13 protein-coding genes, 1 tRNA gene and 1 pseudogene are annotated in these 15611 nt (G+C 41.1%); 14 read left to right on the top strand and 1 reads right to left on the bottom strand.

All coding sequences use genetic code 11. The features are described from left to right. Window positions 1-15 precede the first annotated feature (15 nt). Window positions 16-1032, bottom strand: a complete 1017-nt coding sequence (locus B7717_RS00375) for an NAD(P)H-dependent glycerol-3-phosphate dehydrogenase (RefSeq protein ID WP_033585444.1) — start codon at window positions 1030-1032, stop codon at window positions 16-18. A 206-nt stretch (window positions 1033-1238) separates the two neighbouring features. Here B7717_RS00375 and B7717_RS00370 point away from each other — a divergent pair, with 206 nt between their 5' ends. The 14 genes and pseudogenes from B7717_RS00370 to B7717_RS00305 all read left to right on the top strand — a co-directional run bounded on the left by B7717_RS00370 (window position 1239) and on the right by B7717_RS00305 (window position 15333). Beyond that, complete coding sequence (locus tag B7717_RS00370) at window positions 1239-2945, top strand: ABC transporter ATP-binding protein (protein WP_084943962.1); 1707 nt, start codon at window positions 1239-1241, stop codon at window positions 2943-2945. Window position 2946: 1 nt separating this feature from the next. Next, window positions 2947-4713: an ABC transporter ATP-binding protein gene (locus B7717_RS00365; protein ID WP_084943961.1), complete on the top strand. Its 1767-nt coding sequence runs from the start codon at window positions 2947-2949 to the stop codon at window positions 4711-4713. 137 nt (window positions 4714-4850) lie between these two features. Continuing rightward, a complete protein-coding gene (locus B7717_RS00360) occupies window positions 4851-5540 on the top strand; it encodes a gamma-glutamyl-gamma-aminobutyrate hydrolase family protein (protein ID WP_049529724.1) in 690 nt (229 codons plus the stop codon). A gap of 171 nt (window positions 5541-5711) precedes the next feature. Continuing rightward, on the top strand, window positions 5712-7061 hold the full coding sequence (locus B7717_RS00355) for a glucose-6-phosphate isomerase (RefSeq protein WP_000018239.1): 1350 nt from the start codon (window positions 5712-5714) through the stop codon (window positions 7059-7061). A gap of 183 nt (window positions 7062-7244) precedes the next feature. Continuing rightward, window positions 7245-8045, top strand: coding sequence for an SDR family oxidoreductase (locus B7717_RS00350; protein WP_001000838.1), 801 nt, complete (start codon window positions 7245-7247; stop codon window positions 8043-8045). A 62-nt stretch (window positions 8046-8107) separates the two neighbouring features. Continuing rightward, window positions 8108-9934 carry a BglG family transcription antiterminator gene (locus tag B7717_RS00345; protein WP_080976170.1) on the top strand — a complete coding sequence of 609 codons (1827 nt, stop codon included), beginning with the start codon at window positions 8108-8110 and terminating at the stop codon, window positions 9932-9934. Next, window positions 9934-10431 carry a transcriptional regulator GutM gene (locus B7717_RS00340; protein WP_002893984.1) on the top strand — a complete coding sequence of 166 codons (498 nt, stop codon included), beginning with the start codon at window positions 9934-9936 and terminating at the stop codon, window positions 10429-10431. The genes B7717_RS00345 and B7717_RS00340 overlap by 1 nt, the downstream gene beginning before the upstream one ends. After that, a complete protein-coding gene (gene srlA / locus B7717_RS00335; protein ID WP_084943960.1) occupies window positions 10428-10973 on the top strand; it encodes a PTS glucitol/sorbitol transporter subunit IIC in 546 nt (181 codons plus the stop codon). The genes B7717_RS00340 and srlA overlap by 4 nt, the downstream gene beginning before the upstream one ends. Window positions 10974-10986: 13 nt before the next feature. Further along, window positions 10987-11967 carry a PTS glucitol/sorbitol transporter subunit IIB gene (gene srlE, locus B7717_RS00330; RefSeq protein ID WP_000120696.1) on the top strand — a complete coding sequence of 327 codons (981 nt, stop codon included), beginning with the start codon at window positions 10987-10989 and terminating at the stop codon, window positions 11965-11967. A gap of 97 nt (window positions 11968-12064) precedes the next feature. Then, on the top strand, window positions 12065-12436 hold the full coding sequence (locus tag B7717_RS00325; RefSeq protein WP_033585537.1) for a PTS glucitol/sorbitol transporter subunit IIA: 372 nt from the start codon (window positions 12065-12067) through the stop codon (window positions 12434-12436). 196 nt (window positions 12437-12632) lie between these two features. Further along, a pseudogene (gene pgi, locus B7717_RS00320) lies at window positions 12633-13109 on the top strand (glucose-6-phosphate isomerase); the annotation flags it as partial. Between the two features lie 128 nt (window positions 13110-13237). Continuing rightward, the gene (gltX, locus tag B7717_RS00315) at window positions 13238-14698 is read left to right on the top strand and encodes a glutamate--tRNA ligase (RefSeq protein ID WP_070657014.1); all 1461 of its coding nucleotides are present in this window, start codon (window positions 13238-13240) and stop codon (window positions 14696-14698) included. 12 nt (window positions 14699-14710) lie between these two features. After that, window positions 14711-15145 carry a cytidine deaminase family protein gene (locus B7717_RS00310; RefSeq protein WP_049519151.1) on the top strand — a complete coding sequence of 145 codons (435 nt, stop codon included), beginning with the start codon at window positions 14711-14713 and terminating at the stop codon, window positions 15143-15145. Between the two features lie 116 nt (window positions 15146-15261). Next, window positions 15262-15333 (top strand) — tRNA-Glu (locus B7717_RS00305). Window positions 15334-15611 lie beyond the last annotated feature (278 nt).

Here is a 15611-nt window from a genome sequence, read left to right as displayed (position 1 = left end):
CCTTTCTATAAGGGTCTACGACCATTCGTTTTCTGCTTTAAATTCATTGCTCATGATGTCAGTGATTGCTTCTTTGATATTGACACCTTCATAGATCACTCGGTAAATAGCCTGTGTGATTGGCATGTAGACACCCAATTCCTGAGCCAGTTCGTATGCTGCTCGCGTTGTTGAAATGCCTTCGATGACCATGCCCATATTAGCTTCGATGTCTGCGAGGGATTCTCCACGACCGAGAGCATCACCGGCCCTCCAGTTACGAGAGTGGACAGATGTCCCCGTTACAATCAAATCTCCAACTCCAGAAAGACCGCTATAAGTCAGAGGGTTAGCTCCTAGAGCGACTCCTAGACGGGTGATTTCCGCCAAGCCACGTGCGATGATGGCCGCCTTGGCATTGTCGCCAAACCCTAGACCATGTAGTGCCCCAGCACCAACTGCAATGATGTTTTTGAGAGCACCAGCGGTTTCAACTCCGATAACATCCGTATTAGTATAGAGACGGAAGTAGTGATTGCTAAAGAGATTTTGGACGTACTGGGCCGTTTCAAGGTCTTTAGAGGCTGCAGTGATCAAAGTAATATCCCGCACAATAGTTTCCTCAGCATGGCTAGGTCCTGAAACAACGACGACTTCACTACGGAGATCGACTGGAATTTCCTCTTCAAGAATAGTTGATAGACGTTTGTGGCTATCTGGTTCCAATCCTTTGGAGGCATGCATGATGACAACCTTGTGATCAAGCACCTTTGCTACTTGTTGGGCAACCAGTCTCGTTACTTTTGTTGGGACCACAAATAAAACAGCATCCACATCCTTTAGTGTTTCTTCCAAGTCATGATAGGCTTTGATTTTTTCGTCGAGTAGGATATCTTTGAAGTAGCGTTTGTTTGTATGTTGGTTATTGATTTCATCAATTTGGTCAGAAATATTTCCCCAAATTCGAACCTCGTGTCCATTGTCGTTTAGGACCTGCGAAAGGGCAGTTCCCCAAGAACCAGGACCCAAGACAGCGATGGTTTGTTTCTTCATCTTTTCCTCCTTGTAAGAGTTCTTCCTTTCATTTTACCATAAAAAGCCTTTTCATGCATCACCTGTAGATGAAAGCGCACTAATTTATAATAAGGAGACTTCTTTGACAAGATGCCTCTTTTTTGCTAGAATAGCATCAATATGAACGAATGAGAAGGAGCTGACGCAGGATGTCGCTCCCTTTATCTATTTTATTAGGAGGAAATATGCTCATTAAAAAAATAAAAACCTATAAATGGCAGGCCTTGGCATCCTTAATGATGACAGGCTTGATGGTTGCGAGTTCGCTCTTGCAACCGCGCTATTTGCAAGAGGTGTTAGAGGCTTTGCTGGCCGGTCAAAATGAGGCTATTTATAGTATTGGCGCTTGGCTGATAGGAGTAGCCCTAGTCGGTCTGGTTGCAGGTGGGGTCAATGTAACACTTGCAGCCTACATTGCTCAAGGAGTGTCTTCGGACCTTCGTGAAGACGCTTTTCGCAAGATCCAGACTTTTTCTTATGCCAATATCGAGCAATTCAATGCGGGGAACCTTGTCGTCCGTATGACCAATGATATCAACCAAATTCAGAACGTGGTGATGATGGCTTTTCAAATTCTCTTCCGTCTCCCTCTTCTCTTTATCGGTTCCTTTATCTTGGCGGTTCACACTCTTCCGTCACTTTGGTGGGTGATTGTCCTCATGGTGCTCCTAATCTTTGCACTAACTGCTATCATGATGGGAATGATGGGGCCACGATTTGCTAAGTTTCAAACCCTTCTTGAACGGATCAATGCTATCGCCAAGGAAAATCTACGTGGTGTGCGCGTGGTCAAATCCTTTGTACAAGAAAAAGCACAATTTGACAAATTTACCGATGTTTCTGATGAACTTCTCGGCCAAAATCTTTATATCGGTTATGCCTTCTCAGTTATAGAACCCGTTATGATGCTAGTCGGCTATGGAGCGGTCTTCCTCTCTATCTGGTTGGTGGCTGGAATGGCTCAGTCAGATCCGTCTGTAGTGGGCTCGATTGCTTCCTTTATCAACTATCTCAGCCAGATTATCTTTACCATCATCATGGTTGGATTTTTAGGGAATTCTGTCAGTCGTGCCATGATTTCCTTGCGTCGTATCCGCGAAATTCTAGATACCGAGCCAGCGATGACCTTTAAAGATCTCCCAGATGAAGAGTTAGAAGGAAGTCTCTCTTTTAAAAATGTGACCTTTACCTATCCCAATGATGACGAGCCTATGCTGAAGAATGTAAGCTTTGATATTGCGCCCGGTCAGATGGTCGGTGTGGTTGGGGCTACTGGAGCAGGGAAGTCTACCTTGGCTCAGTTAATTCCACGACTGTTTGATCCCCAGGAGGGATCTATTAAGATTGGTGGCAAGGATATTCGAGACGTCAGCGAGGGAACCTTACGTAAAACAGTTTCCATCGTCTTGCAACGTGCTATTCTCTTTAGCGGGACCATTGCAGATAATCTTCGTCAAGGAAAAGGCAATGCCAGCGTGTCAGAAATGGAACGTGCAGCACGAATTGCTCAAACCAGCGAATTTATTGGGCGTATGGAAAACAAATTTGAGAGTCAGGTCGAAGAACGTGGCACCAACTTTTCTGGTGGACAAAAGCAACGGATGTCGATTGCCCGTGGGATTGTCAGCAATCCCCGTATCCTGATTTTTGACGATTCGACTTCGGCCTTGGATGCCAAGTCAGAGAGACTCGTGCAGGAAGCTTTGAATAAAGACCTGAAAGGGACGACAACCATTATCATCGCTCAAAAGATTAGTTCAGTCGTCCATGCAGACAAGATTTTGGTCTTGGACCAAGGACGCTTGATTGGAGAAGGACGGCATGCAGACTTGGTAGCTAACAATGCCGTCTACCGCGAAATCTACGAAACACAAAAGGGAAAGGAGGAATAAAATGAAAACCGTTCGATTTTTCTGGAATTATTTTAAAGTTTACAAGTTCTCCTTTGTCATTGTGGTTCTGATGGTTGCAGTTGCGACGATTGCCCAAGCCCTCTTTCCAGTTTTTTCAGGTCAAGCAGTGACGGAGCTCGCTAACCTAGTTCTGGCTTATCAAAATGGAACTTCCGAACTAGCCTGGCAGAGTTTGTCAGCTCTGATGCTGAATTTAGCTCTGGTTGTTCTCGCCCTAGTGGTATCCAGTTTGATTTACATGACCTTGATGACCCGTGTGATTGCTGAGTCAACAAATGAGATGCGTAAGGGCCTCTTTGGCAAACTCTCTCGTTTGACGGTTTCTTTCTTTGACCGCCATCAGGATGGCGACATCCTTTCTCACTTCACGAGTGACTTGGATAACATCCTTCAAGCCTTCAATGAAAGCCTAGTTCAGGTCATGAGCAATATTGCTCTTTACATCGGTTTGATTTTTGTCATGTTTTCAAGAAATGTGACGCTAGCCCTGATAACAGTAGCCAGCACCCCAGTGGCCTTTCTCATGTTGGTTTTCATCGTGAAGATGGCCCGCAAGTACACCAATCTCCAGCAAAAAGAGGTTGGGAAACTCAACGCCTACATGGATGAGAGTATTTCTGGACAGAAAGCTGTTATCGTACAAGGAATTCAAGACGACATCGTAGCAGGCTTTGTGGAGCAAAATGAGCGCGTGCGCAAGGCAACCTTTAAAGGGAGAATGTTCTCAGGCATCCTCTTTCCTGTTATGAATGGGATGAGCTTGGTCAATACGGCCATCGTTATTTTTGCAGGTTCTGCGGTCTTGCTGAACGATCCAAGTATCGAAACAACGACAGCCCTAGGTTTGATCGTCATGTTTACCCAATTTTCTCAGCAGTACTACCAGCCGATTATCCAGGTGGCTGCGAGTTGGGGGAGCCTCCAGTTGGCCTTTACTGGGGCGGATCGTATCCAAGAAATGTTCGATGCAGAAGAAGAGATTCGTCCGCAAAATGCGCCTGCCTTTACGGAATTGCGAGAAGGTGTTGAAATCAGTCACATTGATTTCTCTTATGTGCCAGACAAGCCGATTTTAAAAGATGTTAGCATTTCAGCTCCTAAGGGGCAGATGATAGCAGTTGTAGGCCCGACTGGTTCGGGGAAAACAACCATCATGAACCTCATCAATCGTTTCTACGATGTGGATGCAGGTAGCATTTCTTTTGATGGCAAAGACATTCGTGACTACGACTTGGACAGCCTGCGGAGCAAGGTCGGGATTGTCTTGCAGGATTCGGTCTTGTTTAGTGGAACGATTCGGGATAATATCCGCTTCGGTGTGCCAGATGCTAGTCAGGAGATGGTAGAAGCAGCTGCTAAGGCTACGCATATCCATGAATATATCGAAAGTCTACCAGATAAGTACGATACTCTGATTAATGATGACCAGAGCGTCTTCTCAACCGGTCAGAAGCAGTTGATTTCCATCGCTCGAACCTTAATGACGGATCCCCAGGTCTTAATCTTGGATGAGGCAACATCAAACGTGGATACTGTAACAGAGAGCAAGATTCAAAATGCTATGGAGGCAATTGTGGCAGGAAGAACGAGCTTTGTGATTGCCCATCGCTTGAAAACTATTCTCAATGCCGATCAGATTATTGTCCTTAAGGATGGTGAGGTTATCGAACAAGGAAATCATCACGAATTACTCAAGCTTGGAGGCTTTTACTCCGAACTGTACCATAATCAATTTGTCTTTGAATAAGCAAAAAAGTTGTCCTAATTTTGGGCAACTTTTTCTGATAAAAAAATTTTATCACGGACTTAAAAAATACATATTAGACAGGAGTGGGTAAGGGTGATAAGATAAGATTATCAATGGAGAACGAAAGGAAGTCAGTAATGGTAAGAACAGTTGTTGGAGTAGCGGCAAACCTATGTCCTGTAGACGCAGAAGGAAAAAACATCCACTCATCTGTATCCTGTAAATTTGCTGAAAGTATTCGTCAGGTTGGCGGACTTCCTTTGGTCATTCCGGTTGGTGATGAGACACTTGTCCATGACTATGTAGAAATGATTGATAAGCTCATCTTGACTGGGGGACAAAATGTTCATCCTCAGTTTTATGGTGAGGAAAAAACAATTGATAGCGACGACTATAACCTAGCTCGCGACGAGTTTGAGCTAGCTCTTCTACAAGAAGCCTTGCGTCAGAACAAACCAATCTTAGCCATTTGCCGTGGCGTTCAGCTTGTCAACGTTGCTTTTGGTGGGACACTCAATCAGGATATTGAAGGTCATTGGCAAGGTCTACCTTTTGGGACTTCACATTCTATTGAGACAGTGGATGGCAGTGTAGTGTCTAAATTATTTGGTAAAGAAAGTCAGGTTAACTCAGTACATCGTCAGAGTATTAAAGACTTGGCACCCAATTTCCGCGTGACGGCTGTGGATCCACGTGATCAAACTGTTGAAGCAATCGAATCTATTGATGAGCACCGTATTATTGGTCTCCAGTGGCATCCAGAATTTTTGGTCAATGAAGAAGATGGCAACTTAGAATTATTTGAGTATTTATTGAATGAATTATAACGACTGGAAACCTAGTCGTTTTTTTGTCTTATTTCGTTCAAATTTTAATATTGTAACATTTTTTACGCAAATGTTTAAATTATGATAAAATTTGGAAAAATTCAGTATAAAAACTTGAAAAAATCTAAGGTAAGGGTTATGATAGAAGAGAAGAAATTTTGGAGGAATATTATGTCACATATTAAATTTGATTATTCAAAAGTATTAGATAAATTTGTTGCACCACATGAACTAGATTATATGCAGCCTCAAGTGACTGCAGCAGATTCTGCTCTGCGAAATGGTACAGGTCCTGGGGCAGAAATGACTGGCTGGTTGAACTTACCTGAAGAATATGACAAAGATGAATTTGCTCGTATTCAAAAGGCTGCTGCTAAAATCCAATCTGATAGTGAGGTATTGATCGTAATCGGTATTGGTGGTTCCTATTTAGGAGCTCGTGCAGCTATTGATTTCTTGAATAATTCATTTGTAAACTTGCAAAGAAAGGAAGAACGCAAGGCACCTCAGATCCTCTATGCTGGAAACTCTATCTCTTCAAGCTATTTGGCTGATTTGGTAGACTATGTATCAGACAAAGATTTCTCAGTAAACGTGATTTCTAAATCAGGTACAACAACTGAACCGGCTATTGCTTTCCGTGTCTTCAAAGAACTCTTGGTTAAGAAGTACGGTCAAGAAGAAGCTAACCAACGTATCTACGCAACTACAGACCGCGCTAAAGGTGCAGTTAAGGTTGAAGCAGATGCTAATGGCTGGGATACTTTTGTAGTGCCTGATAGTGTAGGTGGTCGTTTTACAGTATTGACAGCAGTGGGGCTCTTGCCAATCGCAGCTGCAGGAGCTGATATCAGCAAGTTAATGGAAGGAGCAAATGCTGCTCGCAAGGCTTATGCTTCTGATAAGTTGGCTGAAAATGAAGCATATCAATATGCAGTTGTACGCAATATCTTGTACCGTAAAGGTTATCTGACAGAAGTTCTAGCTAACTATGAACCATCTCTGCAATACTTCTCTGAGTGGTGGAAGCAACTGGCTGGTGAGTCAGAAGGGAAAGACCAAAAAGGGATTTATCCAACTTCAGCTAACTTCTCAACAGACTTGCACTCTCTGGGACAATTTATCCAGGAAGGTACCCGTATCCTCTTTGAAACAGTTATCCGTGTAGATAAACCTCGCAAAAATGTGCTGATTCCTGAATTGGCAGAAGACTTGGACGGTCTTGGCTACTTGCAAGGAAAAGATGTTGACTTTGTCAATAAAAAAGCTACAGATGGAGTGCTGTTAGCACACACTGATGGTGGAGTTCCAAATATGTTTGTGACACTGCCTGAGCAAGATGAGTTCACTTTGGGCTACACTATTTACTTCTTTGAGTTGGCTATTGCTCTTTCTGGCTACCTGAATGGTATCAATCCATTTGACCAGCCTGGAGTTGAAGCTTATAAGAAAAACATGTTTGCTCTTCTTGGGAAACCAGGCTTTGAAGAGCTGGGTGCTGAGTTGAATGCACGCCTTTGATTCTCATATGCTTTGAGTTCATTTAGAATATAAAAAGATCCACAAGTTCATTTCTTGTGGATTTTTAGTACAAGCCTCTTAATTAGTTTATTATTTTTTTTAAAAGTGTAAAAAAGAGTGTCTTAATTCTTTTATGAAAGCGCTGTATAATTGCCTTGTAAATAAAATTTGAGAGGTATCAAAATGAATGATTGGTTAAACATAAAAGGCAAAACAGTTCTTGTGACTGGCGCGTCATCTGGGATCGGTAAGGCAATCGTTGAAGAATTGCTGGAATTAGGAGTCAATGTAGCGAATTTTGATCTTAGCGACAACGATTTGCGTCACCCGAATCTATTATTTGTAAAAGTTGATGTAACTTCTCGCTCTGAAGTAGAAGAGGGTGTTGCCAAAATAGTTGAAAGATTTGGCAATATTGATGCGGTAGTCAATAATGCAGGGATTAATGTTCCCAGATTATTAATTGATGCAGAAAATCCTAAAGGTCCTTACGAGTTAGACGATGAAACGTTTGAAAAAGTAACAATGATTAATCAAAAAGGTTTGTATTTGGTTAGTCAGGCAGTAGGACGTATTTTAGTGAAAAATAGAAAAGGTGTAATTGTGAACATGGCTTCAGAAGCAGGTTTGGAAGGTTCTGAAGGACAAAGTGCCTATGCTGCAACAAAAGCAGCAGTCTATAGTTACACTCGTTCATGGGCGAAAGAGCTGGGTAAGCATGGTGTACGTGTGGTTGGAATTGCTCCAGGAATTATGGAAGCTACGGGGCTTCGAACTCTTTCTTATGAGGAAGCTCTTGCTTATACCCGTGGAAAGACGGTAGAAGATATTCGAGCTGGTTATGCTTCAACTTCAACAACTCCTTTGGGACGAAGTGGTAAACTACGGGAAGTAGCTGATCTTGTAGCATTCTATATTTCAGATCGTTCTAGCTATATAACTGGAGTCACTACAAATATTGCTGGAGGGAAAACTCGCGGTTAAAAAAATGAAGGTGAGGAAGAGAGTTGACCTTAGTAAATCGATGGTATAACATTTTAGAAAAAATGGTCTCACAGCCAACTTATTCCTTGGTAGATATGCGCTCAGAACTGGATATTAGCTTGCAAACCTTGCAAAAGAGTATCCAACAATTAAATGATGTTTTGGCTCCTAATATCCAGATTATCGCACAAGATGATCAGTTAATGTTAGAAGTGTATGACTATACAGAGTTGGAAAGGATTTTATCTGGTAGTTTAAAACAGGAGAGTGACTTCAATTCTTCCAGTAAAAGAATTGCCTATTTGCTAAAACGTTTAATTGAGTCAACCTCCCCTCTTCTTATTGACGACTTGGCTGAGGAAGTAGGTGTTAGTAGAAGTACCCTTAATAAGGATTTAAAACAAGTAAAATCTTTGGCAGAGAGTTACTCTATCACTATTTCAGGAAAGCCCAACCGTGGGCTGGAGGTCTTGGGGAGCGAGCTGAATTTGCGCTTGCTCTATATTCACCAAGTGGCTCCTTACTTTGAAGGAAGGACACTCACTGAGGCAACATCTTCTTTTCTGGAGACGCTAGTCCAGGACTATAAAATCCCTAAAGAAACACAGGAACTCCTTCGAAAGACCATTTCAATTATGGTGGAGCGTATTCATACATCTAGAGTGTTGAATTGTCCTATTCCTTACTATAGGAATGATTTAACAGAGACACCTTTAGCTGAGAAATTAATCTATCATATTGAGATGACTTATAAGATTTCTCTCAGTCAGTTTGAGATAGACTTTTTGTGTTTTCCGTTTAATGTCCGTTTTATTGACACTTTAAGCAAGACATCTTATCAATCTGAACAGCTTGCAAATATTTTTCAAGGGATTGTCAAGAAAGTCAAAGAAACAATGTTGGTTCACTTTGATGATGAAGAATTATTTGAAGAAATCAAATCTCATCTAGGCCCCTTAATCAATCGACTGATTTTCCATGTGCAAGCTAATGATATATTTCATGGCGAGGTTCAAACTCAATATCCTTTTGCTTTTGAAATGGCAAAAATAGCTGGAGAAGAACTATCTGCAATTTTTGGTTCTGAAATGGAATTATCTGAAATCGGATATCTGGCTTTGTATTTTGAAATGATTTTAAGAAAGCAAAATTCTGCTGTTAAGGGTTATCGCAAGCAGATAGCTGTAGTTTGCACAACAGGAAGAGGAACTGCTGCGATGATTATTCAGCAACTCAGACGAGTCCTTGGAAATGATGTAGACATTACTCAGTATTCTGAAGAGGATTTTAATGTGGATTTAAATCAGGACTATTTCGCGATTTTTACGACAGTTCCTCTAAAATATAAAGATTCTAAATCTCCAGTCATTCAAGTTAATCATCTTTTTGATGATCAATGGCTGCAGGAAGAATGGCAGAGGGCCAATGCTTTTCATCAAAAAAATCTAGAAACAGTCAGCTTACGTTTTCTTCGGTTGAGCCCCCAAAAAACCTATCAGCAATACTTGCTAAATATGATTTCAGAGTTAGAGAAACTTCAGATGATTGATGAAGGTTTTAGAAATCGGATAATTGATAGGGAGAAAAAGCAATCAACCATTTTTGGTGGAGGAATTGCCTTCCCCCATACAATTAACCAGGGTTATGCAAAGACTATTTTAATGTTTGGAAAACTAGAAGAGCCTTATCAAAAAGGAGATGAATGGATTGAATTTATCTTTCTAGTCGCCATACCCTCAGAAATTGAAAGAAAAATGGAAAGTGAATTGCTGGAATTGTATGACGACATTTTTCGAATTGCAGGAGAGCCTTCTCTAAAAGAAGCATTGAGGGCTGTAGAAACAGAGACAGAGTTTCTATCATTTTCTAAGAGCAAAGGAGTATTTTAATGAATTCGCTAATAATTTTCGCTGTATTTGTCATGGCAGCTTATATATTTCAAATGTTCCTCGGCTGGCAGCAACTCAAAGACTTCAATAAGACCTATACGATGCTCCGAAAACTGGGGCGCGTAGCGATTGGCAGAAAGTCCGGAAGAATAAAATCCGGTACGATTGTCATGTTCGCGGTTGATGAAAACGGTCGGGTTCTTAAAGCTAGCAAAATGCAAGGAGTCACAATCTTAGCGCGTTTTCAAAATATGGACGATTATGTTGGAGAAGACATCCATTATTTTGACAAGTATAATCCTCTTGTGAGAAAAGAAAATAAGTTGATGCAATCAGCCATAGAAGATGCTAGAAAAGTCTATCTTTGGCATGAGGCAGGTATTGAGAAAGAGACAAGTTCATCTGATTCTTTTCTGGGATTCGGCTTTTATGCGAATTACTTACAATTATCTATTAAACAGTTATTTAAAAAAAATAAGAAAAGGAGTTCCTTATGAATCACATTACAAAATTTGCAGAGAGTTTTATGAAACTCTTCCAATTAGGTGGAGAAACCTTTATTAGCTGGATGACAAATATTGTACCTCTTGTCTTGATGCTATTGATTGCAATGAATACCCTTATCGCTTTCTTGGGAGAAGAGAAGGTCAATTCCTTGGCTAAGATTTCTGCCAAAAATCCTGTTAGCCGGTATATGATTTTACCTTTCATTTCAGCTTTTATGCTGGGAAATCCGATGGCAATCAGTATGGGACGTTTCTTACCAAAATATTATAAACCTAGTTTTGTAGCAGCTCAGATGCAGTTTTGCCATACTTCAAATGGTGTATTTCCACATATCAATCCTGGGGAATTATTTGTATGGATGGGAATTGCGACAGGAATTCAAACTTTAGGTTTAAGTCAAATGGACTTAGCCATTCGTTACATGCTTGTTGGGCTTGTCATGAACTTTGTAGGTGGTTGGGTAACCGATTTTACAACTGCTTATGTAGCAAAACAGCAAGGTGTTACCTTGAGTAAAACATTTGATTTATAGAAAGAGTGAAATTATGTCATATAAGAGTATAAAAGTTGTTAAAGGAAATGGCGGTTTCGGAGGACCTTTGGTCATTACACCTAGTGAAGCTAAGCATAAATTCATCTATATTACTGGCGGCGGAGAAAAGCCAGATATTGTAGATAAAATTGCTGATTTGACCGGTATGGAAGCTGTTAATGGGTTTAAAACTTCTATCCCAGATGAGGAAATTGCTTTAGCAATCGTGGATTGTGGCGGTACTCTTCGCTGTGGTATTTATCCTAAAAAGGGAATCCCTACAATAAATATTGTTGCTACAGGGAAAAGTGGGCCTCTAGCTCAATATATAACCGAGGAAATCTATGTGTCAGCAGTTGGCCTTAATCAAATTTCTGCTGCTAATGAAGACGAAAAAGCGACAACTGTGGTAACTGAAAAGCCAACTTACGATACTAGTAAAAAAATTACAGAGCAAAAAGCTGAAACAAGTATTGTAGCACGAATTGGGATGGGGGCTGGTAAGGTCGTTGCAACTTTCAACCAGGCTGCTCGTGAAGCCATCCAAACAATGCTCAATACAATAATTCCTTTCATGGCCTTTGTTTCCTTGCTGATTGGGGTTATTCAAGGATCTGGTGTTGGAAATTGGCTGGCAAAATTAATGGTTCCCCTAGCGGGGAACATCTGGGGACTCGTTTTAATTGGCTTTATCTGTTCCTTACCATTCCTATCTCCTTTGTTAGGTCCCGGAGCTGTTATTAGTCAGATTATTGGAACTTTAATTGGAGTCGAAATCGGAAAAGGGACTATTCCGCCCCAAATGGCTCTGCCAGCTTTATTTGCTATCAACACTCAAAACGGTTGTGATTTCATTCCTGTAGCACTCGGCCTATCTGAAGCCAAGGCTGAAACAGTTGAGGTTGGTGTCCCTTCGGTACTTTATTCACGCTTTCTCAATGGTGTTCCGCGGGTGCTAGTTGCTTGGATAGCTAGTATTGGTCTTTATCAGTAGACCTTTGATAGATGCCTGAAAACAGAGAACTATTATGTTAAACTTATCTATAAGCCTAAGTTTATGACAAATTAGAGAAAGTATGAATAGAAATCAGATGAAGAAAATTTTTGAAACTAAAGTAATTCAAGTAGGGTCTGAAGCTCAGAATATGATTCAAGATGCCAATATGCTCATTTTATTTGGAGAAGAAGCACCAGAAGATTTATCAGAGTATTGTTTTAAGATTGATAACAAAAATCTGCTAGGTTCAATACTAGAAGGTGGCAAGCTGGTGGTAGATAATCAGGAATATTCGATTAGTTCCGTAGGAAATGTAGTAGAAAAAAATTTAACTGGACTGGGACATATCACGATTTCTTTTGATGGTTCAAAAGAGGGGAGCCTTCCTGGTACACTCCATGTTGTAGCAGATCAAGCGGTAGTAATTGATAAAGATTCTACCATTCAGATTTTTGAAACTGCTTAACCATAATAAAATTTCAAATCAAGCAATTTAGAAAAATAAAAGTCTAAAAAATTGATTCAGAGCCTGGACCAAAAGTCCAGGCTTCTGGGTCTAAATTAGAAAAAATAGATGACGCAGTGGTTGATTGGCAAGTCAATCAAACTAGCCAGTCAGTGCAAGGGAATTTCCAGCAGATGCATCCACAAGGGGTGCCTGAACAGAAGGAAAAGACCAAAAAGGGATTTACCCAACTTCAGCTAATTTCTCAACAGACCTACACTCATTGGGTCAATTTATCCAAGAAGGAACTCGTATCATGTTTGAAACAGTTGTCCGTGTTGACAAACCACGTAAGAACGTGATTATCCCTACTTTGGAAGAAGATCTTGATGGACTTGGTTACCTTCAGGGAAAAGACGTTGACTTCGTTAACAAAAAAGCAACTGACGGTGTTCTTCTTGCCCACACTGACGGTGACGTACCAAACATGTACGTAACTCTTCCTGAGCAAGATGCCTTCACTCTTGGATACACTATCTACTTCTTCGAATTGGCTATCGCCCTTTCAGGTTACTTGAATGCCATCAACCCATTTGACCAACCAGGTGTTGAAGCTTACAAACGCAACATGTTTGCCCTTCTTGGAAAACCAGGATTTGAAGAATTGAGCAAAGAGCTTAACGCACGTCTATAATAAAAGAAAAGAGTGGCTTGTCCACTCTTTTTTACTCTCTTTATTCGTAGACATTGGACTCAGGCGAGACTTGTGATATAATATAGAAAGCAAAAAGGCAGACGCCTAGAGACTTTATAGGAGAAACTATGTCAAAAGATATCCGCGTACGCTACGCACCAAGTCCAACAGGACTACTACACATCGGAAATGCCCGTACAGCATTGTTTAACTACCTTTACGCACGCCATCATGGTGGAACTTTTATCATTCGTATCGAAGATACTGACCGTAAACGCCATGTCGAAGATGGGGAACGTTCACAGCTTGAAAATCTTCGCTGGTTGGGGATTGACTGGGATGAAAGTCCAGAAACTCATGAAAACTATCGCCAATCAGAGCGTTTGGAACTCTATCAAAAATACATCGACCAATTGCTAGCCGAAGGAAAAGCCTACAAATCTTACGTTACAGAAGAAGAGTTGGCAGCTGAGCGCGAACGCCAAGAAGCAGCTGGCGAAACACCACGTTACATCAATGAATATCTTGGCATGAGCGAAGAAGAAAAAGCAGCTTACGTCGCAGAACGTGAAGCAGCTGGTATCATCCCAACTGTTCGTTTGGCTGTTAACGAGTCTGGTATCTACAAATGGCATGATATGGTCAAAGGTGATATCGAGTTTGAAGGTGGCAACATCGGTGGTGACTGGGTTATCCAAAAGAAAGATGGTTACCCAACATACAATTTTGCCGTTGTGATCGATGACCACGATATGCAAATCTCTCACGTTATCCGCGGTGATGACCATATTGCTAATACTCCAAAACAACTCATGGTCTATGAAGCGCTTGGTTGGGAAGCACCAGAGTTTGGTCACATGACTTTGATCATCAACTCTGAAACGGGTAAAAAATTGTCTAAACGTGACACCAATACCCTTCAGTTTATAGAAGACTACCGTAAAAAAGGCTATTTGCCAGAAGCAGTCTTTAACTTTATCGCCCTTCTTGGTTGGAATCCAGGTGGCGAAGATGAAATTTTCTCTCGTGAGGAATTGATTAAACTCTTTGATGAAAATCGTCTCAGCAAGTCACCAGCTGCATTTGATCAGAAGAAACTAGACTGGATGAGCAACGACTACATCAAGAAAGCAGAACTTGCTACTATCTTTGAAATGGCTAAACCTTACTTAGAAGAAGCAGGGCGTTTGACTGACAAGTCTGAAAAAATGGTGGAACTATACAAACCACAAATGAAGTCAGTGGATGAAATCGTTCCATTGACAGATCTTTTCTTCTCAGATTTCCCAGAGTTGACAGACGCTGAGCGTGAGGTCATGGCAGGAGAAACCGTTCCGGTTGTTCTAGAAGCCTTCAAAGCGAAACTAGAAGCGATGACAGATGAGGAATTTGTGACAGAAAACATCTTCCCACAAATCAAAGCAGTCCAAAAAGAAACAGGTATTAAAGGGAAAAACCTCTTCATGCCGATTCGTATTGCTGTATCAGGTGAAATGCATGGACCAGAATTACCAGACACCATTTTCTTACTCGGACGTGAAAAGTCAATTCAGCATATCGATAATATGCTGAAAGAGATCTCCAAATAAAAAGGACTTCCGATGGATACATGGGAAAAGATGTATGAAGAAGCACGAACCTTATTCAATCCCCATGAAGTTTCTGACTTTGTTTATGCTAACCATGTTGTTGCTGCGGTAGAAGCAGAAGATGGTCAGATCTTCACAGGATTTTGTATGGAGGGCACTTGTGGCGTTTTTCATCTCTGTGCAGAACGAGCGGCTCTCTTCAATATATATCAATTTTCAGGACAGACCAAAGTTAAGAAAATCCTCGCCTTTCGAGACAAACCTCCCTACGGCGAAGGATCAGGTATGCCCTGTGGCGCTTGCAGAGAATTTCTCTTAGAATTGAATGCTAAAAATAAAGAAGCAGAGTTCATGATGAACTACGAAACAAGAAAAACAATTAAGGTTGCTGAATTAATCCCTTACTTGTGGGGAGAAGAACGTGCGACTAATTGGCAAGATAAATAGAAGGAGTCAGTTTAACTGGCTCTTTTCCCTAATCTTTTCAGAATTTCGGTAAAGAGGAAAAAAGTCCTTGACAAAGGTAAAAAAGTAGGTATAATAGAAAGAGTTGAAAAGCTCAAGGTCCGTTGGTCAAGGGGTTAAGACACCGCCTTTTCACGGCGGTAACACGGGTTCGAATCCCGTACGGACTATGGTGTATTGCGGCTAAAAAAACTTGAAAAAAGTTTAAAAAATCTGTTGACAGAGACAGATGGCTGTGATATACTAATATAGTTGTCGCTTGAGAGAGAATGAGTGACAAAGACCTTTGAAAACTGAACAAGACGAACCAATGTGCAGGGCACTATAACTGAGGTTATAGTACTGAACAATGAAAAAAACAATAAATCTGTCAGTGACAGAAATGAGTAAGAACTCAAACTTTTAATGAGAGTTTGATCCTGGCTCAGGACGAACGCTGGCGGCGTGC

The sequence above is a fragment of the Streptococcus oralis subsp. oralis genome (genome assembly GCF_002096495.1).
GTDB classification, from domain to species: domain Bacteria; phylum Bacillota; class Bacilli; order Lactobacillales; family Streptococcaceae; genus Streptococcus; species Streptococcus oralis_CU.
The sequence above is the reverse complement of the archived record's forward strand: the minus strand, read 5'-3'. Positions and strand labels throughout refer to the sequence as shown.